This window comes from Pseudomonas sp. Z1-29 (assembly GCF_051131995.1).
GTDB lineage: Bacteria > Pseudomonadota > Gammaproteobacteria > Pseudomonadales > Pseudomonadaceae > Aquipseudomonas.
Map to the genome: position 1 here is coordinate 5,326,186 of NZ_CP071645.1, position 20,647 is coordinate 5,346,832.

Consider the following 20,647-nt stretch of genomic DNA (forward strand, 5'->3'; position numbering starts at 1 on the left):
CATGACGATCCAATGGCATGAGATACACGCCGCGCCGTCGATGTCCGGGCTGTACGCCAAGGCCGCGACACGCCGCAAGATCACCGGCACTACCTTGCCGGACGTTGGGCTGCGCCAAGTGATCCAGGTTGATCAGCAACGCCTGGCGGCCTATCGCAAGGTCTGCGGTTTTACCGAAAACGGTCTGCTGCCACCGACCTATCCCCATGTGCTGGCGTTCGCCCTGCAAATGCAGCTACTGACGGATCGGGATTTTCCGTTCCCGCTGCTGGGGTTGATCCACCTCAGCAACCGCATCCGCATACTGCGGCCCATGGGCGGGGTCAGCCAGGTGCGCGCCAGCGTCAATGTCGAGAATCTCCAGCCGCACGCCAAGGGCGCGGTGTTCGATCTCGTGACCCGCATTGAAGATCAGCTGGGACCGCTGTGGGAGGCCGAAAGCCAGATGCTGTGCAAAGGCGTCCAGCTTGATGGGGCGCTGGTGGAGGAACCGGCGATTGCCGCCCTTGAGTTGACGGAATTGGCACACTGGACAGCACCTGCCGACATCGGCCGGCAATACGCCAAGGTGTCCGGCGACTACAATCCGATCCACCTGAGCGCCGCCAGCGCTCGGCTGTTCGGCTTCCCCACCGCCATCGCCCACGGCCTGTGGAACAAGGCCCGGACGTTAGCGGCGCTGGACGACCATTTGCCCGAGGCCAACATCGAGATCGAAGTGAACTTCAGGAAACCGGTGCGCCTGCCCAGCGAGGTGACGCTGCTGGCGAGCGCCGCGGGGTCCAATGGAAAACTGCGGCTGGTGGGGGCTGGAGAGTTGGAGCACATGCTCGGCAGTTGGCAGCCGGTTGCCTGAATAAAAAACGCCGTCCCCTGTGGGAGCGAGCCTGCTCGCGAAGGCGATGGTCCTGCCTGCGCTGCTGCTGAATGGGACGGTATCTTCGCGAGCAGGCTCGCTCCCACAAGGGCCATTCGTCAACGTGGGGGATAATTCGACAGGATCCGCCCCACCGTCTCGCGCACCTTCGTGCTGCGCTCCGTCGGGTTGGGCGACTCGCTGAGCAGTTGCTCATCGCTGCCACGCCACACCAGCTTGCCGTCCTTGCCGTCGAGCAGGTCGATCTGCACCGTGGCGACTTTGTAGCTGACGTTGCGGGTTTCGTTATACATCGGCCCGCCCCAATAGCCATTCCAGGGGCCGCCCCAGCCGCCGCCGTAGTTTGTCGTCACCTGTTGCTGACGGTCCTCGACGATCAGGTAGGCCTGGACCTGCACATCGCTGCGGGTACCGGACGGAGCCGGGCGCAAGCCGCGCTGATCAAGCTGATCGGCAATGGCCTGGCGGATCCGCTGTTCGGTCAGGTCGCTCTTGATGCGCGGGTCATCCGGCCGATACTGCAACGCGGGCTCTTTCCAACTCCAGCTGCGGTAGGCCGCGAAATCACGAGTAGTGTCGAAGTCATGATTGACCTGATTGGACGTACAGGCGCCCAGCAACAAGGCCAGGGCAAATGGGGCGATACGGCGGAACATGGTTTTTCTCCGTTGCGTAATCAACTGGGAGGATAAGCCGAAAGAGCCTTTTCCACTGCCTCACGAATGGCATCGCTACGTTCGCTCTGACTGCCTCGCTGGCTGGTCTCGGCGCTGGCACTCCACACCGGCTGGTTGTTGCGGGCATCGAACAGATCAACCCGAACCACCACGACCTGCTCCCGGTAAGTGCGTACCACGGGGACGCTGTTGTACATGCCATAACCCGGCCCGTATCGGTTGTAACCGCCGTAGTAGCCCGAATCATAATCGTCGCGAACCTGGCGTACACGGGTCTCCAGGCGCAGGTCGGCACTGACGAAGAGGTCCGCCGGCCGATTGTCATGCAGCGGGCGCAGGCCGCGCTGGTCCAGGGCATTGCTCACCGCTTCGGCCACCTGCGCCGAGTCCGCCCAGGCCGTGCCCGGTGGCAGTCGGCCGTTGAGCCAGGACCAGCTGCGATAGCGCCCGTAATCCCGGGGCGGCGCGGGATAGGCGCTGCGATCGAATACCGTGGCGGCCTCGGGTGGTGCTGGCGGCAGCGGCCTGGATGTCGCGACATAAGGGTTGCTGCCCTGACAGGCCGCCAGCCCCAGGCACAACACCATTAACCCTGAACGACCTTTCATTTCGCTCTCCGATTGCTTTGCGGATCAGAGGGGACGGCAAACCCAGTGCAAATAACGTCCCAAGCCGGCAAAGGCCGGATGGCGACGGTGGGCCAGTTCCATCTCCAGCAGTTGTGCAAGCTCTGCACGGCCCTGGAACTCCACCGGCATATAGTCGTGAAAAACCCGCACCCCACTCTGGGTTTCGACCTGCCACAGGCCTTCAAGTTGCGCCGCCAATTCTCGTGGATCAAGCGGTTGCTGAGGGGTCAGGCTCTGTTTCTCGCCGGCCATGTCGTTTTTACGCAGTTTGCGAAAGTGCCCCTTGAGCAGGTTGCGATAGACCAGCGCATCGCGGTTGTAAAACGCCAGGGACAACCAGCCGCCAGGCACCGTCAACTGATGCAGCACCGGCAGGATCGCATGGGGCTCGGCCAGCCATTCGAGCACCGCGTGGCACAGCACCAGATCGTAGGGTTCGGTGAGCTGGCCGAGCAGATCCTGCCACGGCGCCTGGATGAACGTTGCGGCCTGGCCCGCCTCGGCAAAGCGTTGGCGAGCGCCTTCGAGCATCGGCTCGGCCGGTTCGGCCAGGGTGACCTGATGCCCGCGCTCGGCCAGCCACAGCGACATGTGGCCCAGCCCCGCGCCAATATCCAGCACTCGCAAGGGGTGATCCGGCAACGCTTCAAGGAGATCGGCCTGAAGCACGGCCAGCCGAATAGCCCCCTTGGCTCCTCCGTAGATTTTTTCGGCAAAACGCGTGGCGAGTTGATCGAAATGGCGATCACTCATTGGCCGAACCGCCGTTCGCTGTCGGCCAACTTGCTGCGCACCACGGCATCCATGTCCAGGCCCAGCTCGCTGCACAACAGCAACAGGTACAAGACGATGTCACCGATTTCCTGCCCGGCGTGGGCAAGTTTTTCCGCGGGCAACTGGCGTGACTGCTCCTCGGTCAACCACTGGAAAATCTCCACCAATTCAGCCATTTCGACGCTGGCGGCCATGGCCAGGTTTTTCGGGCTGTGAAATTGCCGCCAATCGTTACGATCACGGATGGCATGCAGGCGTTCGGTCAGTTCAACAAGGTTCATCGGGCTCTCCTGGATGCGCATAGCTTCGAGGGGATGACGAGGTAAGGCAAGAGTCTCGATACAAAGCGCCGGTTTGCCCCATAATCGAACGATCCCGGCCCAGACCGCTCCTACATTCAGGAGCAAAAGGCTCAACGTGGATTCCCTCTCATCAGGACGCACACATGCAGGTAGAAAGCTTTTTCGAATGGCTCGGTCAGGCGCTCGGTTCGGTGATCCGTTTTATCGTCGATCTGCTCAGTGGCCTGTTCAACACCCTGGCCAATGCCGGCGGCAATTTTGTCGAAGGCCTGTCCCGGACGCTGGGAATGGATACTTCAATCATCAGCATCATTGCGCTGATCCTCGGGCTGATGCTGCTGTACTCGGCGATCCGCGCCTTCATGCGGGCGTCGATCGTCATGGGCATCATCTGGCTGGTGCTGGGGTTGTGGCTGTTGAGCTGGATTATTCACTGAGCCCCCAACTTGGACACCCTGTGGCGAGGGAGCTTGCTCCCGCTGGACTGCGCAGCAGTCCCAAACCGGGCTGACGCGGTTCTCCAGAAACACCGCGCCCCCCAGTCTTGCGACGGCTGCGCCGCCGAGCGGGAGCAAGCTCCCTCGCCACAAAAGCCTGCCGCACAGATGAATGAAACGCTGCAATAACCCGCTACAATCGCGCTCCTTCAAGGAGCCCGCATGCCCAAGCTGATTACCGACTGGCGCGACCGCCTTACTCATCGCCGGGTCTGGGCGCTGGCTGCGCCGATGATTCTCTCGAACATTTCCGTGCCGCTGGTAGCGCTGGTAGACAGCACCGTCATCGGCCATTTGCCCCATGCCCATCAGTTAGGCGCAGTGGCGGTCGGAGCGAGTCTGTATACGGTGCTGGCATGGGCCATGGGTTTCCTGCGCATGGGCACCACCGGGTTCGCCGCCCAGGCGGCCGGGCGTGCCGACGGCGCGGCGTTGCGCCAGGTGTTGTTGCAGGGTCTGCTGCTGGCGATGGGGCTGGCGGTGCTGCTCGGTGCCGTCGGCATTCCCTTGAGCGACGTGGCGCTGCACTTCATGCAACCGTCCGCCGAACTCAACCAGTTGACCCGCGATTTCTTCCACACTCGCCTTTTCGGCTTGCCTGCGGCGCTGGCCAGCTATGCGCTGGTCGGCTGGTTCCTCGGCGCCCAGAACGCCCGCTCGCCGCTGGCGATCCTGCTGGTGACCAACCTGGTGAACATCGCCTTGAACCTCTGGTTCGTGATCGGCCTGGACTGGGGCGTGACCGGTTCGGCCCGGGCGTCGGTCATCGCCGAATGGACGGGCGCACTGGTAGGCCTGGCCCTGGCGCGCAACACCCTGCGCAACTGGCCTGGGCAGATAGCCTGGGCCGCGCTGGGCTTGTGGCAGAGCTGGCGACCGTTGCTGGCGGTGAACCGGGACATTTTCATCCGCAGCCTGGTGCTGCAATCGGTGTTTTTCCTGATCACGGTGCAAGGCGCGCGTCTGGGTGACGCAACCGTGGCCGCCAATGCCCTGCTGCTCAACGGCCTGCTGCTGACGGCCCACGCCCTGGACGGCCTGGCCCACGCCGTGGAAGCACTGTGCGGCCACGCTATTGGGGCTCGCGACCGCCTGGCCCTGCGCCGTGCGCTGGTCGTTGCCAGCGGTTGGTCGCTGATTGCCAGCCTCGGGTTTGCCCTGCTGTTCCTGCTTGCTGGGCATTTGTTCATCGACATGCAGACCGACATCACCGAAGTGCGGAACACCGCTTACCACTACTTGCCTTATCTGGCGGCGTTACCGTTGATTGCGGTATCGAGCTACCTGCTCGATGGCCTGTTCATTGGCGCCACCCGCGCCCGGGAAATGCGCAACGGCATGCTCCTGACCCTGCTACTGACGTTGCCGTTCGCCTGGGTCCTGCAAGGATTGGGAAATCACGGCCTGTGGATCACTTTCCTGCTGTTCATGGCCTTGCGCAGCCTGACGCTCGGTACCTTCGCCTGGCGCTTGCAACGACACGACAGCTGGCTCGGTGGCAATGCCCGGTGAGTCCTTCAATCCTGGTTGCCTTGCCATAGCCGCCGCAACTGCTCCAGACGCTCGTGTTGCGAGCCGCCAGCCAGCTCCGGCGCTGGCTGCGCATCAGGGTATTGCAAGCGTAGCCACAACCAGCCGTCGAGGGCGCTCTGTTCGCTGAACCCCAGCGCCAACCCTTGCTGCATATATTCCCAGAGCGACCAGTAGTCATGCCCAATGGAGCAGGACCAACGCCAGACATGACGCTCCAATACACACGCCTGCAACTGGCTTTGTTGCCTGTCACTGAGGCCCGGCTCGTTCTCCAGAGCCGGCACCGACAAGCCAGGATTGGCGAGCTGTTGCCAGCCCTCCGAGCCCATGGTCCGATCAGCCCAGGTGCCTCCGAACCAGCGCAGAAGGCTGATCGGCCCCAGCCAGCAACTGAGTTCCCGAGGGTCGCAACCATCAAAAAAATAACTCGCGGTGTGCGGGTTGTAATAGCTCAACAAAGCCTTGTAGTGCAGGCCCAGCGTGACCGTCAGCATGCGCCGCAAATGCGTCAGCAATACTTCGGCAGGCGCCGCGCTCACTATCAGTAGCCCCGGCCAGGATTGACTATCCAGCTGGCACAGACTGGCCAGCGCTGGCGATCGCTGCAGATCAACCAATAGCGGGCCATCGTCCCTCAGTTCGTGAAGATCGGTGTTTTCGAACAGAAGAAAGCGCCGTGCCTCGGCAAATTGCTCCCGCAGGCGCTGCGCGGCTCCGCGGCCGTTCGGCGCGTCGAGCAGCAGCCATTGCGGCGTGGCCCCAGGCATGGCGGCAGCGTTCATGGCGCTGCGCCCGTACCACGTTGCGTCACCAGGCGGCAGATGCACACCGCCCGGGCGCAGGGGTTGAACGCCCCTGCGCCGGGCAGCAGGCACAGCAGGAACAGCGGCTCGCCACCGCGCACTGCAGACAACAGGTGGTCATCGACTTCAGGCGTCCCGGGTGTTTCTGACAAACTCGCACTGGCTGGCGCTGGCTGTGTGCCCATGAGGGGCGGTGGGCCGAGAAAGGCACAGATAAGCGGGCGATCCGGGTCACCCTCGATAAAGCTCACCAGGACCTCGGTGCCCTCACGAATCCGATCGCCTGCGCAGGCCGCCAGCTCAGGCGCCAACGGCAGCCAGCAATGGCTGGCGCTGGCCCCTTCCCCTTGATAGACCCAGTCGAACTGCACCGCCACTCGCCCAGGCACCTGGTCTGCAGGCTCATCCACGTCTACCACCCATCCGCGTTGCCGGCTCACCATGACCGGCTTCGCAGGCACCTTTTCTGCCACAAACGACAGCCCGAAGGGAATGGCTCGGAACCGGTTGGCATATCGACCTGACTGGCCACGATGCTCGACCCTGGTCAATAACCAGCGCCGGTTCCAGTCCTTGAAAGGGTGAGCGGTCAGGGTCAGGGTCTGGCCGCTGTGCAAGTGCATCAGATCGCTCTGGCCCTCGGCGGCCAGTATGCCGATACCCTCGGAGCCAGCCTGAACGCTTAAGGCGTGCACGGCGTCAGCCTGGCCGTCACCGTCGTAGATAACCTCGCCAGCGGAAAAGACACTGCCCGGCGCATCGGAGAAAACCAGGCAGTGCCCATCCCGGGCATGCTCGAAATGGAACCGGATACCAGACTCGGCGCATATCCTCTGCAGAAATTGCAGGTCGGACTCCCGGTACTGGCTACAGACATCCCGCGTCGCAAAATCACCGCTCAAGTCCAGGCACAGCCCGCGCCCGCCGATGCCGTGCCCGCTCAAGACCTGGCGAATGATCTGCGGTACCGAGCGGCCACTGAACACCCGCTGGCTGAAGCGCTGCGCCAGGTATGCAAGCTTCGGCTCGATGCGCACATGGCAATTACCTCCATGACGGTGCTGCACAACTTCGTGGAGCTGTCCGTGAATGCCCCGGCCGCAGCTTCCGAAACTCAACCAGACGCTGCGGTACAGCAGGCCCGCCAGGTCCAGCGGCGTGTCACTGGTCACCAGTTCCACCTCGAACAGGAAAGGTTCGCTGATGTTTTCATTGCCGGTGAAGGCCACGACAACAAAGGACTCGGGCAGACCGGCTATCTCCAGACGAAATGATGACTCGCGGGCTGGACAGGACATCGGCGTTTCTCTACAGGAGGGGGCGACCGGGCATTCTGGCCGAGAGCCCGGGTCGAGTAGAGGGGCCAAGTACAAGTAAGGAACGGGACTACACGAAATAAGGACCTTTCCGATTAGCTGCCCCCGTGTGAGGAAATTTCCACAGCGCAAATCAAAACGCCCTCCGGAACTGTCCGAAAATACCCGCGGCATGCGACGTATTTTCTGACAGCCCCGGAGGGCGTTGCGCTTGGCGCTATTGCCCTGTCAGGAAGACAGGTAGGAGGAACGAGTCAACCCGAGACGCAGGGCATCCAGGAACTGGGTGCGTTCGGCCGCCGTGATCCGGGCGCTGGCGCACTTGTCACGGTAGTGAGTCATCAGCTCCTCCGGCGACAGGTGCACGTAGCGCAACATGTCCTCGATGGTGTCGTGGGTTTCGATACCGGCGTGGTACACGCTGCCGTCGGCGTTCTGGTAGATGTTCACCGAATCGGTGTCACCAAACAGGTTGTGCATGTCACCGAGGATTTCCTGGTAGGCACCCACCAGGAAAATGCCCAGCAGATAGTCTTCGCCCGGATTGAGCGAATGGACCGGCAGGCTGGTCTCGATGCTCTGCTCATCGACGTATTGCTTGATCTTGCCGTCGGAATCGCAGGTCAGGTCTTGCAGAACGGCGCGGCGCAGTGGCTCTTCATCGAGACGATGCAACGGCAGGATCGGCAACACCTGGCCGATCGCCCAGGTGTCCGGCAAACTCTGGAACACCGAGAAGTTGCAGATGTACTTGTCGGCCAGCTTGTCGTTGAGCTCATCGAGCACTTGACGGTGCGAGCGCTGACGGGCCTTCAGCGAGTTGTGCAGACGACGGCACACGGCGAAGTAGCACTGCTCGGCCAGGGCTTTTTCCGCCAGGGTCAGCTTGCCATCGGCGTACTGCGCAGCCACGTCGCTCATGTAATGGGTGGCACGCCAGTAGGTCTCGGTGACCATCTCGATATCGGTCGGGCCCAGCAGGTCCACCAGCCATTGCACGGTTTCCGGCAGGCTTTCCTTGTTTTCGATCACCGGCACATCGTCATGGTGCTTCTCGACGTCGGTGACCTGGACCACCAGCATCGCATGGTGGGCGGTCAACGAGCGGCCGCTCTCGGAAAAGATGTGCGGGTGCGGCAGGCTCTGCGCATCGCAGAACTCCTTGAGCATCCCCACCACGACCCCGGCGTAATCGTCCATGTCGTAGTTGATCGAGCTGGCGTTGCGCGAGTGCGTACCGTCGTAGTCGACGCCCAGACCGCCGCCGACATCGATGTGATCCACCGGCAGGCCGAGGTTGCGCAGCTCACCGTAGTAACGAATCGCTTCCTTGAAACCATGCTGGTAGTCCGCCAGGTTGGCGATCTGCGAGCCCATGTGGAAGTGCAGCAGGCGGATGCCCTGGTCGAGGCCGGCGCCGCGGAAGCGCTCGACCACCGACAACAACTGCGCGGCGGACAAGCCGAACTTGGATTTTTCGCCACCGGTATCGGCCCATTTGCTCGATGCCAGGGACGACAGGCGCACCCGCAGACCGACCTGCGGCTTGACCTTGAGCGACGCAGCCTCTTCGATCACCAAGCCGACTTCGGACTCTTTCTCGATCACGATGAAGACATTGTGGCCCAGCTTCTGGCCCATCAGCGCCAGGCGGATGAACTCGCGGTCCTTGTAGCCATTGCAGACGATGGTCCCGCCCTTTGGCGCCAGGGCCAGCACTGCCAGCAACTCGGGCTTGGAACCGGCTTCCAGGCCGATGGAGACATTCTGGGTGGCGATGATGTTTTCGATCACCGCCTCCTGCTGGTTTACCTTGATCGGGTAAAGCGCGGTGTACTGGCTCTGGTATTCCAGGCGTGCAATGTTGCTGTCGAACGCGCCGGTGAGCTGACGCACCCGATCTTGCAGGATATCGGGGAAGCGCACCAACAACGGCAACGAAAGGCCACTCTGGCGCAACTGGTCGACTTGCTCGTACAAATCGATCGGCGAACTGTCGGGGCCGTTCGGACGGACTTCGACGCGACCGGCTTCATTGATCGCGAAATACCCGGCCCCCCAATGGCGGATCCCATAAACGCTGCGGCTGTCCGCAACTGTCCATTGGCTGCCATCGTCTTTTCGTGTGCGTCGTACGGACATCGAAGTCCCCTATAAAGAAGTCAAAATGCACCATCCGGTCGGAGGCTGGCGCAGTCTAGAGAATGGAAATGACGATTTGCCTGTAAGCAGGTAGACCCTGCCCGCAGCGCTGAGTTTAGAACCCCGTTCAGAACAGGCTCTGTGAAAACCATGTGGGCGATCGCAAACCGAGGTCCGGATCAAGCCAGGGTGGGTTTCACAGAAGCTGCTAGCCGCCGGACTTCTTTGCCTTGAAACCGTGTCGGGTGAGTTCCGCCAGCAAGAGCTCGACGTGATCGCCCTGGATCTCGATGACGCCATCCTTCAACGCGCCGCCGGTACCACAGCGCTTTTTCAGCGTCGTTGCCAGTTCCTTGAGCGCGTCCTCGGCCAGCGGCACGCCGGTGACCGTGGTCACCGTCTTGCCACCTCGGCCTTTGCTTTCGCGGCGTACGCGAGCGATGCCGTCTCCGGCGGGTATGGCGGTCTGTTTGCAGATGCAGGCATCCACCGGCTGGCGGCAATCAGGGCAATGACGACCGGCGTCGGTAGAAAATACCAGGCCGCCCAGGGCGGCGAAGGATGCGGCTTTTTTGGCCACCGGCAATCCTCTTCGGAGGACAAAGACTGGTCGAGGGGCGAAAGTGCCTCGACCGCGAAGCCCCACTCAGGCAGGGGCAGCGCAGCTGGACCGAACGAAGTCGGCCAAGCTTGAAAAGTCGCGCAGTGTAACGACAAAAAGCCCACTTGCTAAGGGCCAATCAGCGCCAATTTACAGCTTCTTTGCGACACCGCGCTCACGGGCGCGCAAATAGCGCCCAAGCGCCGCCAGGGAGTCCGGGCAATACGGTTTGTGGCGTATTTCATCGAGCACCTGCTCGACGGGCAGAAAGCGCGCTTCCAGGACTTCTTCCGGTTGCAGGACCAACGGCCCGTCCCACACGGCGGAAAACGCCGCGCACCACAGGCGACTGCCGGCGTCCTCGAAATAGAAATGATCGTGGGCGACCAATTCGACGCCGCTCACGCCTAATTCTTCGGCCAGCTCGCGCGCCGCCGACTCGGCGTACGTCTCGTGGGCCTGAACCATTCCCCCTGCCGCGACATCCCAATAGCCGGGGTAGATAGCCTTGCTCAAAGTCCTTCGATGAACGCACAGCTCGCCCGCCGAATTGAACAGCATGATGTAGGTGCCGCGTCCGATCAGGCCTCGCTCGCGCAGATCCGAGCGCACCAGGCTGCCGAGCAGATTGTCGTCTTCGTCGACCCAAGCGATCAGCTCGGCATCCGAGGCCACTCGATGAGCGTCCTCCCGGGTGCTTTCGTCCATCCTTCAGCCCTGGTTGAGCAATTGCCGCAGGTCAATCACCGCCGCATTGGCGCGAGAAATATAGTTGGCCATGACCAGCGAGTGGTTCGCCAACACCCCGAAGCCGCTGCCGTTGAGAATCATCGGGCTCCAGATCGGCTCCTGTGAAGCCTCCAGTTCGCGAATGATCTGCCGCACGCTGACCGTCGCGTTCTTCTTCGCCAGCACGTCTGCGAAATCCACCTCGATGGCGCGCAACAAGTGAGACAGCGCCCAGGCTTGACCACGAGCCTCGTAGAACACGTTGTCGATTTGCAGCCAAGGTGTCTCGACCACCTCTTCGTCAACCTGCGGCACCTGGCCTGGCGCCGGGACCTCGGTCTTCAGCGAGGTGTTGAGCTTGACCCGGCCGACGCTGGCAGACAGGCGCTGGGACAGCGACCCCAGGCGCGTACCGACATCCCCCAGCCAGTTGTTCAGGTTGTCGGCGCGGGCGTAGAACAACGCGCTTTTCTGACTTGGATCGGACAGGCGCGCCTGATAACGGCTCAAGGAATTGATGCCTTCCTGGTATTCCGATTCGCTGGACGGCAGCACCCAACTGCGGTTGTCGAAGTTGAAGCGCGGCTCGGCCTTGGCCAGGTCGGCGTCTTCGGCGGACTGCGACTGGGAACGGGCGAAGTCCTTGCGCAGGGCACGGCTCAGGTCGCGGACCTGCACCAGCACGCCGTATTCCCAACTGGGCATGTTGTCCATCCACAGGCCTGGCGGGAAGCGGTCGTTGGAAATGTAGCCGCCCTGCTTGGTCAGCAAGGTTCCGGCGACGGTCTTGAGGGTTTCCACGGTGGTGTAGCCGACCACCATCTGCCGGCCATCCTTCTCGGCCGCTGCCTGGGCGTTCTGCTGTACCGGAAACAACTCGGGCTCCTGGCTCCAATACCAGCCGACTGCAATAGTCACCAGCAGGTACAGGCCAATGAGCGTGGCCAGCGCCCGACTGAAAAACAGCCCACCCAGATAGCTGCGGGTGTCCGATTTCGGTTCGGCGGCGCGTTCAGGCGCGCTGCCCGCGCGGTTCTTCCAGTCCAGCATGGCGATGTCCCTTCAATCACTTGAGTTCACGGTTCGACCACAACCTTACATCAACGTGCCTTGGCCGGCATCCGTCGTTGGGCTTATCGGAGAATTACCGCCACGAGACAAAGACCCGCCTAGGGGAATCCCTGAACCTCATCCGCTGGAAAATTGAAGAAACAACGTCGGAGAAAAGCGCAAGCAACATCCCGAAGCCGCGTCGTTGTGCCGTACCGAAATAGCTTGGATCGGCTATTGGAAACCCCTGAAGACCTTTATTTATAGGGCTGTCACCACGTCCGCAAAGGCAATTCCAGACCGACAGGTCAGAAACTGAATGGCGCCTCCTGGCAGATTATTGATGTAGAACACTCATGTAAGGGAAAAGAGGTGCTAGCATAGAGCCACCAGTCGATCTCAGCATGCCCCCTAACTAGTAGTCAGGATATGACCGAGCCAGAAGACCCCAGCCGCGAGCGCCTCAAGCACCACTTTGCCCAGCGGGTAATTCATCAGGCTCGCCAGATCCTGGAGATATGGCAGCGCCTGCAACGCAGCGAATGGTCCAGTACCGACCTGTCGGAGCTCAGTGAAGCCAATCTGCGCCTGCTGCGCTTTGCCGAGCGTTTCGAGCAACCTGAGCATTGCCAGCTTGCCCAAGGTATCGGCCAGTCGTTGCAAGCGGTAGATGCCAATCGCGGGCGCCTGAGCAGCCAGCTGATCACCGAGATCAACCGCTTGATGCAACGCCTGTCCCGCACCGGCTTGCGCCATGGCGACCAGCTCGAGCAGACCTTCCTGCCACCGCTGCGCAAGCCCATCTACATATTGCTGCAAGACCATGACCGTGCCGAACGGCTGGCCAAGCAACTGGAATTCTTCGGCCTCAGCGCCCAGTCCCTGGACAGCGTCGCGGCATTCCGGGCCGCGATGGTCGAGCGCCTGCCTGCGGCCATTGTCATGGACGTGGATTTCAGCGGCCCGGGCGTGGGCCTGAAGCTGGCTGCCCAAGCCCAGGAAGGCCTGGATCAACCACTGCCGCTATTGTTTTTCAGTTTGCTGGAAACCGATACACCAACGCGGCTGGCCGCCGTGCGCGCCGGCGGGCAGGAGTTTCTCACCGGCACGCTGGAGGCCTCGAGCCTGCTGGAAAAAATCGAAGTGCTGACCTGCGTCGCCCAGTACGAACCCTACAAAGTGTTGATCATCGATGACTCCCGCGCCCAGGCCCTGCACACCGAACGCCTGCTCAACAGCGCCGGCATTGTCACGCGCACGCTGATCGAGCCGATCCAGGCCATGGCCGAGCTGGCGGACTTCCAGCCCGACCTGATCATCCTCGACATGTACATGCCCGCCTGCACCGGTACGGAACTGGCCAAGGTGATCCGCCACAACGACCGCTACGTCAGCGTGCCGATCATTTACCTGTCCGCCGAAGACGACCTGGACAAACAGCTCGACGCCATGAGCGAGGGCGGTGATGACTTCCTGACCAAACCGATCAAGCCCAGGCACCTGATCACCACCGTGCGCAACCGTGCAGCACGGGCCCGCAATCTCAAGGCGCGGATGGTGCGCGACAGCCTCACCGGCCTGTACAACCACACCCATATCCTGCAATTGCTCGAAGACTGCAGCTTCCGCGCCCGCCGTGAGGGCAAGCCCTTGAGCTTCGCCATGCTCGATATCGACCATTTCAAACGGGTCAACGACAGCCACGGCCACCCTATGGGCGACCGGGTGATCAAGAGCCTGGCGCTGTTTCTCAAGCAACGCTTGCGCAAGACCGATTTCATCGGCCGGTACGGCGGCGAAGAGTTCGCTATCGTCATGCCCGACACCGACATTGATGCCGCCTGCACAGTGCTGGACGAAATCCGCCAGCGCTTTGCCGAGATTCACTACCCGGCCCAACCCCAGGACTTGTGGTGCACCTTCAGCGCCGGGGTGGTGGAGATGAGCGAAGAGTCCGACAGCCTGATGATGGCCAGCCAGGCGGACGAGGCGCTGTACCGTGCCAAGCACGCCGGGCGCAATCGGGTGCAGAGCGCCAGGCAATCAAAGCAAAGTGCCACCTTTTCATCGGAATCGACTGATTCGGTCATAAACGTGTAACGCAAACGCAATAACTTCAGGCACTTACGATTCTGCCCCCGGTAGACCCTTGATGCGCCTGAAGCTGCTGACCAACCTCAACACTGTTCTTTTAGTTGCCGTATGCCTTGGCCTCGGCGCCACCCTATGGTGGTCGCAGATTGCCTTGGAGCGTCCTTATCTGCTGATGGAACGTTACCTGGGCCTGTCGCGGCAGTTCCAGGGCGAAGTGGCGCGCAACATCGAAGATTACCTGGCCAGCGGCGACGCCTTGCGCCTCAGCGCAGCCACCCAGGCCCTGGGAACCCTGCAAAAAGATCTGGACCAGTTCCCGCCGGACCTGGCCAGGACGCTAAGCCCGAGCCTGTCGAACCTTGACGGTTTCAGCAAGACCGACCTGCTGGCCGCCGGCAAACTGGCGGCTGATCCACAGGCCCTGTTGTTGCAGGCTGAACGTGAGCTGAGCGCCAGCCTGGACCAACTTGCCCAGTACGCCAACGGCGCGCCGGCTTATCTGCCGCCGCTGTTTGCTGCCTCACAGCATTTGGGCCGGTTGTCACTCGCCCGGGACAAACTGGTCAGCAGCGGCCGCAGTGAACTGGCCGCCGATGTCGAACGGGAACTGGCCAACGTCCGCACCCAGGCCCAGCAACTGAACAGTCTGCCGCTGCTCGGCGTCACCGCCAGCAACGAATCGGGCAGCGATGACTTCGCCGCGCTGATGGGTCTGGAAACCGAGGAAAAGGCCGCCGCCGAAGACGCCGGGATTGCCCTCAAGCGCGAACTCAACAGCCTGCTCGGGCGTTATCCCGCGGAACTGGCGCGCACGCGCGAACTGATCCAGAAACGCACCGAGCTGGCCGATGCCACGCACTTGAAAACCACCGATGTGCAACAGGCAATCGACGCCATGGAGCCTGCGGTCCGTGCCCAACATGGGCAGATCCAGGGCGAAGTACGGGTCATCCAAGGGGTGATGATCGGCCTGATTCTGCTGATCGCCCTTCTTATCGATACCTTGCAGCGACGCCTGGCCCGGACCTTGACCCGCCTGGCGCCGGCCCTTTCCACTTGGGCCGAAGGCGATTTCAGTGGCGATATCCGTGTCGGCGCCAGCAACCGTGAATTGCAGGACATCGAAGCCTCGCTCAATCGCCTGCGCGCCTATCTGGTGGATCTGGTCGGTACCATCCGCCTGAACGCCGAACAGGTGGCCGGCAGCAGCCGGACCCTGGCCGAGCTCAGTGGCGAATTGCATAGCGGTGCCGAAGACCAGGCCGGTGACACGGCATTGATCCGCGACTCCCTCAGTGAGCTCGAAGCGACCATCCAGCAAGTGGCCGGCGATGCCAGCCAGGCCGCGGATGCCAGTCGCAGTGCGGGCCATGCCGTGGAGCAAGGCCAGAAAGTGATCGGCATGAGCCTCGCCGGCTTGCACTCGCTCGTCGGCGAAGTGCAGGGCAATGCGCAAATGATCGAACAGCTGGCTGAGGAGTCGGCGACCATCGGCGGCGTGCTGACCGTCATCCGCTCGATTGCCGACCAGACCAACCTGTTGGCCCTCAACGCCGCCATCGAAGCCGCCCGCGCCGGGGAAATGGGCCGCGGCTTTGCGGTTGTGGCCGAGGAGGTCCGCTCCCTGGCTCAACGCACCGCAGGCGCCACGGCCGAGATCCAGGCGCTGATTGCCCGTTTGCAGCAGGCTGCACGCCAGTCCGTGGAAGGCATGCGCGCCCAGGTCGAACACGCCGAAGCCACCGCCAGCCAGGCCCAGGCGGCCGATGGTGCACTGGATAAAATCGTCGAGGCGATCCAGACCATCGCCGATACCGCGGTGCGCATCGCCGATGTCACCGCCCAGCAAAGCGGCGCCGTCAGCGAAATCCGCGATCACAGCGAGCGGATCCACCAACTGGGCGGGGATAACCTGCAGCGCATCGGCCAAGGCCGGGAACAGGGCGACAACCTGCTGCTCCTGGGCGGGCGCTTGCACACGGCGGTGCAGGCGTTCCGGGTGTGATTTCAGAAGCCCACTGAACCTGTGGCGAGGGAGCTTGCTCCCGCTGGGTCGCGCATCTGCCGTAGAACCCGCCAGCGTTTCTTTCGATGCGCCATGTTGAAAGTCACAGGGCTCCTTGGGCGGGCCCTGATAGGTGTTGTCGCATGAAAAAGGTTACGGATTTTTTAACAGCCCCCCTCATGCTAGGCTCCCGGCCCTTCAAGAAATTGCAAAAGGAACATGCAATGAGGGTACCTTCGTCGCCACTCGGTGTTTCTGTCGAAGAAAACATGGCCGTGGCACACCATAAGAAAAATGTTCTGAAAGCCGGATCGGCTTTTATCTACTCTTGGTTTTATACCCAAGTAAGAAATCGTGGCCCTTGGGACTACAAGAAACTATCCGCGGAATATGAAGCCTTTGGAAATTTCAACTACGGCGCCACCGGAACCGCAGCAGGCTTCAGCGAAGACGTTCTTTTACGGGCAGCAGGCTTGGCCCAAAGTCGAGCAGGAACGACCACGGCGGAATTCGGGACATGGTGGGGGCAAGCCCCCTTCGGCGACGATCCGGGAGATCAGCGATGGATCAAGGAAGGGGTAAAATATGCCAAATTCAGAAACTACTAAAAAACCTGCCCTTCTCGCTGTCTTGTGCACAGTGCTTGCCCTCGCGCTGGCTTACACCAGTTGGACGTGTTTTTTCCGTCCAAATACGCCTGAGTTGACAGAGGTCGTATTACGAAAACCTTTGTCTCAGGATGCATTTATCTACGGCGTAAAGGATGAGCGTGGCGGAGCGACGGTTCCTTTCAGTTACCGCTACTACGTCTATCGGACCCTGGCAGCGGACGGTGACATACTTTCGGAACTGAAAACCGCGACGCCATTTCTTGTCACTCGGGATGATTCGGTAACCATAGACACTCAGGAACAGACGATTACGGTATTGGTTGACAAGGAGATCTACGCCTACCACAGCAATACCCTCTACCGAAACGCCGATGGCGAAGACTACACGGCGGTGAGTATTTATTTGCATTCTGGTCCAGCTGAGTAAAGGGAGCGAGCCAGCTCGCTCCCACAGGTGTGGCGCAGTATTCCGATCGTGAGTGACCGAATCCAGATACATGGTCACAAACTTCGCGCAAACATCGGTCAACGTGCCGGCTATTGCCGGGAACTGGACAGTCACAAAGACTTTGCGGCATAGTCTCCGGGTTCTGACACCTGCTCACAGACAACAAGGAACAGCAGATGGCGACCCTTCTGGTCCTGCACGGACCCAACCTGAACCTGCTGGGCACCCGTGAACCGGGCGTCTATGGCGCCGTGACACTGGCCCAGATCAACCAGGACCTGGAGCAACGGGCCCGTAGCGCCGGCCATCATTTGCTCTACCTGCAAAGCAATGCCGAATATGAATTGATCGACCGCATCCATGCCGCGCGCGGCGAAGGCGTGGATTTCATTCTGATCAATCCCGCGGCTTTTACACATACGAGCGTCGCATTACGTGACGCGCTGCTGGCAGTGAGCATCCCATTCATCGAAGTGCATTTGTCCAACGTGCACAAACGCGAACCTTTCCGCCATCACTCCTACTTCTCCGATGTAGCAGTAGGCGTGATCTGCGGCCTTGGCGCCAGCGGTTACCGACTGGCCCTGGAGGCCGCTCTAGAGCAGCTTGAAAAACAGGCAACAGCTTGAACAACAAGCGTTAAACGCCCCTGACCGACCCTTGGGAGTTGATGATTCATGGATATCCGTAAAGTTAAGAAACTGATCGAATTGCTGGAAGAGTCCGGCATCGACGAGCTCGAGATCAAGGAAGGCGAAGAGTCCGTACGCATCAGCCGCCACAGCAAGACCCCGGCCCAGCAGTTCTATGCACCGGCACCGATGCAAGCGCCAGCCGCTGCACCTGCTCCAGCAGCTGCGCCAGTTGCCGCCGCGGCACCTGCCGCACCGGCCGCGCCGACGCTGAACGGCACTGTTGCTCGCTCGCCGATGGTGGGCACGTTCTATCGCAAGTCTTCCCCGAGCTCGCCGTCCTTCGTTGAAGTTGGCCAGACCGTGAAGAAAGGCGACACCCTGTGCATCGTCGAAGCCATGAAGATGATGAACCACATCGAAGCTGAAACCAGCGGTGTGATCGAGTCCATCCTCGTCGAAGACGGCCAGCCGGTTGAGTACGACCAACCGCTGTTCACCATCGTTTGAACCGCGGAGAGCCTTTGATGACTGCGAAGTTGGAAAAAGTTCTGATCGCTAACCGCGGTGAGATCGCCCTGCGGATTCTGCGTGCCTGCAAAGAGATGGGCATCAAGACCGTCGCCGTTTACTCCAAGGCCGACAAAGAACTGATGCACCTGGGCCTGGCGGATGAATCCGTCTGCATCGGTCCGGCGTCGGCTGCGCACTCCTACCTGCACATCCCAGCGATCATCGCCGCCGCCGAAGTGACCGGCGCTACCGCCATTCACCCTGGCTACGGTTTCCTCGCGGAAAACGCCGACTTCGCCGAACAGGTGGAAAACTCCGGTTTTGCCTTCATCGGCCCAAAAGCCGAAACCATTCGCCTGATGGGCGACAAGGTCTCGGCCAAGCACGCCATGATCGCTGCCGGCGTGCCAACCGTTCCGGGCTCCGACGGCCCGCTGCCTGAAGACGAAGAAACCGCTCTGCGCATCGGTCGCGAAGTCGGCTATCCGGTGATCATCAAGGCCGCTGGCGGCGGTGGTGGTCGCGGCATGCGTGTGGTGCACAAGGAAGAAGACCTGATTTCCTCGGCAAAACTGACCCGCTCCGAAGCAGGCGCGGCGTTCGGCAACCCGATGGTCTATCTGGAAAAATTCCTCACCAACCCACGTCACGTCGAGGTCCAGGTACTGTCCGACGGCCAAGGCCAGGCGATTCATCTCGGCGACCGCGATTGCTCGCTGCAGCGTCGTCACCAGAAGGTCCTCGAAGAAGCGCCGGCACCAGGCATCGACGAGCAGGCTCGCCAGGAAGTCCTGGCCCGCTGCGTCAAGGCCTGCATCGATATCGGTTACCGCGGCGCGGGTACTTTCGAGTTCCTGTATGAGAACGGTCGTTTCTACTTCATCGAAATGAACACCCGCGTTCAGGTGGAGCATCCGGTTTCGGAAATGGTCACCGGCATCGACATCGTCAAGGAGATGCTCAGCATCGCCGCTGGCAACAAGCTGTCGTTCACTCAGGATGACGTGGTCATCCGCGGTCACGCGCTGGAATGCCGGATCAATGCCGAAGACCCGAAAACCTTCATGCCAAGCCCTGGCACGGTCAAGCATTTCCATGCCCCGGGCGGCAACGGCGTTCGCGTCGATTCGCACCTGTACAGCGGTTATGCCGTTCCGCCGAACTACGACTCGTTGATCGGCAAGCTGATCACTTACGGGGCAACCCGCGACGAAGCCATGGCGCGCATGCGCAATGCGCTGGACGAGATCGTGGTGGACGGGATCAAGACCAACATCCCGCTGCACCGCGACCTCACCCGCGACGAAGGCTTCTGCAAAGGGGGCGTGAACATTCACTACCTCGAGCACAAGCTGGCTGGCGAGAAGCACTAAGCCTCAACCCGCACCAGACAAAGCCGCCTTCGGGCGGCTTTGTCGTTTCTGCAGGTTTCGCAAACCCTCCCACAAAAGCTTTGCGCTCGCGTAAACTTGCGCGCTTCGCTGGCCGCTAGGCTGCAATCATCATTTTCCAAAGGTGCCCGCCATGCCTTGGCTGCAAGTACGTCTGGCCATCAGCCCGGAACAAGCCGAAACCTATGAAGACGCCTTTCTTGAAGTTGGCGCCGTTTCGGTCACCTTCATGGATGCCGAAGACCAGCCGATCTTCGAGCCGGAACTCAACACCACCCCGCTGTGGTCTCACACCCACCTGCTGGCCCTGTTCGAGGGTGGCACCGAAGCCACCAGCGTGCTTGCTCACCTGGAGCTGCTGACCGGCGGCCCGCTACCCGAGCACCACAGCGAAGTGATCGAGGACCAGGATTGGGAACGCAGCTGGATGGACAACTTCCAGCCGATGCGCTTCGGCCAGCGCTTGTGGATCGTGCCGAGCTGGCATGCCGCACCGGAGCCGGACGCGGTCAACCTGCTGCTGGACCCGGGCCTGGCGTTCGGCACCGGCACCCACCCGACTACCGCGCTGTGCCTGGAGTGGCTCGACGGCCAGGACCTGAAGGACTGCCACGTACTGGACTTCGGCTGCGGTTCGGGGATCCTGGCTATTGCCGCGCTGCTGTTGGGCGCCAAGGAAGCGGTCGGCACCGATATTGATGTCCAGGCCCTGGAAGCGTCCCGCGACAACGCCGGACGCAACAACATTGCCGAAGCACTTTTCCCGCTGTATCTGCCCCAAGACCTGCCCCAAGTACAGGCCGACGTACTGGTAGCCAACATCCTCGCCGGCCCGCTGGTGTCGCTGGCACCGCAGCTGTCCAGCCTGGTCAAGCCGGGCGGACGCCTGGCGCTGTCGGGCATCCTGGCGGAACAGGGCGAAGAAGTCGCCGCCGCCTACGCCGGGGATTTCGACCTGGACCCGATTGCCAATCGCGATGGCTGGGTGCGCATCACTGGACGTCGGCGCTAGAATGGCCGCCT

21 protein-coding genes are annotated in these 20,647 nt (G+C 61.6%); 11 read left to right on the top strand and 10 right to left on the bottom strand.

Annotation, left to right across the window (positions count from 1 at the left end; genetic code table 11):
* Position 1 precedes the first annotated feature (1 nt).
* Positions 2 to 856, top strand: a complete 855-nt coding sequence (locus J3P84_RS24280; RefSeq protein ID WP_434626299.1) for a MaoC family dehydratase — start codon at positions 2 to 4, stop codon at positions 854 to 856.
* A gap of 119 nt (positions 857 to 975) precedes the next feature.
* Here J3P84_RS24280 and J3P84_RS24285 read toward each other — a convergent pair whose 3' ends face one another.
* From J3P84_RS24285 to J3P84_RS24300, 4 genes are read right to left on the bottom strand one after another with little or no spacing between them, the layout of a single operon-like run.
* On the bottom strand, positions 976 to 1,533 hold the full coding sequence (locus tag J3P84_RS24285) for a DUF4136 domain-containing protein (protein ID WP_434569926.1): 558 nt from the start codon (positions 1,531 to 1,533) through the stop codon (positions 976 to 978).
* A gap of 20 nt (positions 1,534 to 1,553) precedes the next feature.
* A complete protein-coding gene (locus J3P84_RS24290) occupies positions 1,554 to 2,162 on the bottom strand; it encodes a DUF4136 domain-containing protein (RefSeq protein WP_434626300.1) in 609 nt (202 codons plus the stop codon).
* 24 nt (positions 2,163 to 2,186) lie between these two features.
* Complete coding sequence (locus J3P84_RS24295; protein ID WP_434626301.1) at positions 2,187 to 2,936, bottom strand: methyltransferase; 750 nt, start codon at positions 2,934 to 2,936, stop codon at positions 2,187 to 2,189.
* Positions 2,933 to 3,238 (bottom strand): MazG-like family protein, encoded by a 306-nt coding sequence (locus J3P84_RS24300; RefSeq protein ID WP_434626302.1) that lies wholly within the window; start codon positions 3,236 to 3,238, stop codon positions 2,933 to 2,935. Before J3P84_RS24300 ends, J3P84_RS24295 begins: the two co-directional genes overlap by 4 nt.
* 164 nt (positions 3,239 to 3,402) lie before the next feature.
* Between J3P84_RS24300 and J3P84_RS24305 the strand changes: the two genes are divergently transcribed.
* Both J3P84_RS24305 and J3P84_RS24310 read left to right on the top strand, forming a co-directional pair.
* The gene (locus tag J3P84_RS24305) at positions 3,403 to 3,696 is read left to right on the top strand and encodes a hypothetical protein (RefSeq protein ID WP_305497064.1); all 294 of its coding nucleotides are present in this window, start codon (positions 3,403 to 3,405) and stop codon (positions 3,694 to 3,696) included.
* 222 nt (positions 3,697 to 3,918) lie between these two features.
* Positions 3,919 to 5,268 (top strand): MATE family efflux transporter, encoded by a 1,350-nt coding sequence (locus J3P84_RS24310; RefSeq protein ID WP_434626303.1) that lies wholly within the window; start codon positions 3,919 to 3,921, stop codon positions 5,266 to 5,268.
* Positions 5,269 to 5,273: 5 nt separating this feature from the next.
* Here the strand turns inward: J3P84_RS24310 and J3P84_RS24315 are convergent, their stop codons facing one another.
* From J3P84_RS24315 to J3P84_RS24340, 6 genes are all read right to left on the bottom strand, one after another.
* Positions 5,274 to 6,071 (bottom strand): DUF4123 domain-containing protein, encoded by a 798-nt coding sequence (locus J3P84_RS24315; protein WP_434626304.1) that lies wholly within the window; start codon positions 6,069 to 6,071, stop codon positions 5,274 to 5,276.
* On the bottom strand, positions 6,068 to 7,390 hold the full coding sequence (locus tag J3P84_RS24320) for a type VI secretion system Vgr family protein (RefSeq protein WP_434626305.1): 1,323 nt from the start codon (positions 7,388 to 7,390) through the stop codon (positions 6,068 to 6,070). Before J3P84_RS24320 ends, J3P84_RS24315 begins: the two co-directional genes overlap by 4 nt.
* Positions 7,391 to 7,636: 246 nt before the next feature.
* Complete coding sequence (gene speA, locus J3P84_RS24325; RefSeq protein ID WP_039593533.1) at positions 7,637 to 9,550, bottom strand: arginine decarboxylase; 1,914 nt, start codon at positions 9,548 to 9,550, stop codon at positions 7,637 to 7,639.
* Positions 9,551 to 9,758: 208 nt separating this feature from the next.
* Positions 9,759 to 10,130 carry a translation initiation factor Sui1 gene (locus tag J3P84_RS24330; protein ID WP_434626306.1) on the bottom strand — a complete coding sequence of 124 codons (372 nt, stop codon included), beginning with the start codon at positions 10,128 to 10,130 and terminating at the stop codon, positions 9,759 to 9,761.
* A 171-nt stretch (positions 10,131 to 10,301) separates the two neighbouring features.
* Positions 10,302 to 10,859 carry an NUDIX hydrolase gene (locus J3P84_RS24335; protein WP_434602708.1) on the bottom strand — a complete coding sequence of 186 codons (558 nt, stop codon included), beginning with the start codon at positions 10,857 to 10,859 and terminating at the stop codon, positions 10,302 to 10,304.
* 3 nt (positions 10,860 to 10,862) lie between these two features.
* A complete protein-coding gene (locus tag J3P84_RS24340) occupies positions 10,863 to 11,930 on the bottom strand; it encodes a DUF2333 family protein (protein ID WP_434569934.1) in 1,068 nt (355 codons plus the stop codon).
* 429 nt (positions 11,931 to 12,359) lie between these two features.
* Between J3P84_RS24340 and J3P84_RS24345 the strand changes: the two genes are divergently transcribed.
* The 8 genes from J3P84_RS24345 (at position 12,360) to prmA (ending at position 20,636) form a co-directional block, all read left to right on the top strand.
* The gene (locus J3P84_RS24345; protein ID WP_434569935.1) at positions 12,360 to 14,030 is read left to right on the top strand and encodes a diguanylate cyclase; all 1,671 of its coding nucleotides are present in this window, start codon (positions 12,360 to 12,362) and stop codon (positions 14,028 to 14,030) included.
* Positions 14,031 to 15,426: 1,396 nt separating this feature from the next.
* Positions 15,427 to 16,029 carry a methyl-accepting chemotaxis protein gene (locus tag J3P84_RS24350; protein ID WP_370871141.1) on the top strand — a complete coding sequence of 201 codons (603 nt, stop codon included), beginning with the start codon at positions 15,427 to 15,429 and terminating at the stop codon, positions 16,027 to 16,029.
* Positions 16,030 to 16,172: 143 nt separating this feature from the next.
* Positions 16,173 to 16,637 (top strand): polymorphic toxin type 44 domain-containing protein, encoded by a 465-nt coding sequence (locus tag J3P84_RS24355; RefSeq protein ID WP_434626307.1) that lies wholly within the window; start codon positions 16,173 to 16,175, stop codon positions 16,635 to 16,637.
* The gene (locus J3P84_RS24360) at positions 16,615 to 17,067 is read left to right on the top strand and encodes a hypothetical protein (protein ID WP_434626308.1); all 453 of its coding nucleotides are present in this window, start codon (positions 16,615 to 16,617) and stop codon (positions 17,065 to 17,067) included. The genes J3P84_RS24355 and J3P84_RS24360 overlap by 23 nt, the downstream gene beginning before the upstream one ends.
* A 197-nt stretch (positions 17,068 to 17,264) precedes the next feature.
* Positions 17,265 to 17,717, top strand: coding sequence for a type II 3-dehydroquinate dehydratase (gene aroQ / locus J3P84_RS24365; RefSeq protein ID WP_305497076.1), 453 nt, complete (start codon positions 17,265 to 17,267; stop codon positions 17,715 to 17,717).
* Between the two features lie 48 nt (positions 17,718 to 17,765).
* Positions 17,766 to 18,230 carry an acetyl-CoA carboxylase biotin carboxyl carrier protein gene (gene accB / locus J3P84_RS24370; protein ID WP_053118072.1) on the top strand — a complete coding sequence of 155 codons (465 nt, stop codon included), beginning with the start codon at positions 17,766 to 17,768 and terminating at the stop codon, positions 18,228 to 18,230.
* A 17-nt stretch (positions 18,231 to 18,247) separates the two neighbouring features.
* Positions 18,248 to 19,606: an acetyl-CoA carboxylase biotin carboxylase subunit gene (gene accC, locus J3P84_RS24375; protein WP_007971365.1), complete on the top strand. Its 1,359-nt coding sequence runs from the start codon at positions 18,248 to 18,250 to the stop codon at positions 19,604 to 19,606.
* Positions 19,607 to 19,757: 151 nt separating this feature from the next.
* Positions 19,758 to 20,636, top strand: a complete 879-nt coding sequence (prmA, locus tag J3P84_RS24380; protein ID WP_305497077.1) for a 50S ribosomal protein L11 methyltransferase — start codon at positions 19,758 to 19,760, stop codon at positions 20,634 to 20,636.
* Positions 20,637 to 20,647 lie beyond the last annotated feature (11 nt).

Coding starts and splice junctions, on each gene's coding strand:
- J3P84_RS24350 (WP_370871141.1), top strand. CDS start 15,427: ATGAGCCTCGCCGGCTTGCACTCGCTCGTCGGCGAAGTGCAGGGCAAT.
- J3P84_RS24315 (WP_434626304.1), bottom strand. CDS start 6,071: ATGAACGCTGCCGCCATGCCTGGGGCCACGCCGCAATGGCTGCTGCTC.
- accC (WP_007971365.1), top strand. CDS start 18,248: ATGACTGCGAAGTTGGAAAAAGTTCTGATCGCTAACCGCGGTGAGATC.
- J3P84_RS24290 (WP_434626300.1), bottom strand. CDS start 2,162: ATGAAAGGTCGTTCAGGGTTAATGGTGTTGTGCCTGGGGCTGGCGGCC.
- prmA (WP_305497077.1), top strand. CDS start 19,758: ATGCCTTGGCTGCAAGTACGTCTGGCCATCAGCCCGGAACAAGCCGAA.
- J3P84_RS24355 (WP_434626307.1), top strand. CDS start 16,173: ATGAAAAAGGTTACGGATTTTTTAACAGCCCCCCTCATGCTAGGCTCC.
- J3P84_RS24305 (WP_305497064.1), top strand. CDS start 3,403: ATGCAGGTAGAAAGCTTTTTCGAATGGCTCGGTCAGGCGCTCGGTTCG.
- J3P84_RS24340 (WP_434569934.1), bottom strand. CDS start 11,930: ATGCTGGACTGGAAGAACCGCGCGGGCAGCGCGCCTGAACGCGCCGCC.
- J3P84_RS24310 (WP_434626303.1), top strand. CDS start 3,919: ATGCCCAAGCTGATTACCGACTGGCGCGACCGCCTTACTCATCGCCGG.
- J3P84_RS24360 (WP_434626308.1), top strand. CDS start 16,615: ATGCCAAATTCAGAAACTACTAAAAAACCTGCCCTTCTCGCTGTCTTG.
- J3P84_RS24345 (WP_434569935.1), top strand. CDS start 12,360: ATGACCGAGCCAGAAGACCCCAGCCGCGAGCGCCTCAAGCACCACTTT.
- aroQ (WP_305497076.1), top strand. CDS start 17,265: ATGGCGACCCTTCTGGTCCTGCACGGACCCAACCTGAACCTGCTGGGC.
- accB (WP_053118072.1), top strand. CDS start 17,766: ATGGATATCCGTAAAGTTAAGAAACTGATCGAATTGCTGGAAGAGTCC.
- J3P84_RS24335 (WP_434602708.1), bottom strand. CDS start 10,859: ATGGACGAAAGCACCCGGGAGGACGCTCATCGAGTGGCCTCGGATGCC.
- J3P84_RS24285 (WP_434569926.1), bottom strand. CDS start 1,533: ATGTTCCGCCGTATCGCCCCATTTGCCCTGGCCTTGTTGCTGGGCGCC.
- J3P84_RS24280 (WP_434626299.1), top strand. CDS start 2: ATGACGATCCAATGGCATGAGATACACGCCGCGCCGTCGATGTCCGGG.
- J3P84_RS24320 (WP_434626305.1), bottom strand. CDS start 7,390: ATGTCCTGTCCAGCCCGCGAGTCATCATTTCGTCTGGAGATAGCCGGT.
- J3P84_RS24300 (WP_434626302.1), bottom strand. CDS start 3,238: ATGAACCTTGTTGAACTGACCGAACGCCTGCATGCCATCCGTGATCGT.
- speA (WP_039593533.1), bottom strand. CDS start 9,550: ATGTCCGTACGACGCACACGAAAAGACGATGGCAGCCAATGGACAGTT.
- J3P84_RS24295 (WP_434626301.1), bottom strand. CDS start 2,936: ATGAGTGATCGCCATTTCGATCAACTCGCCACGCGTTTTGCCGAAAAA.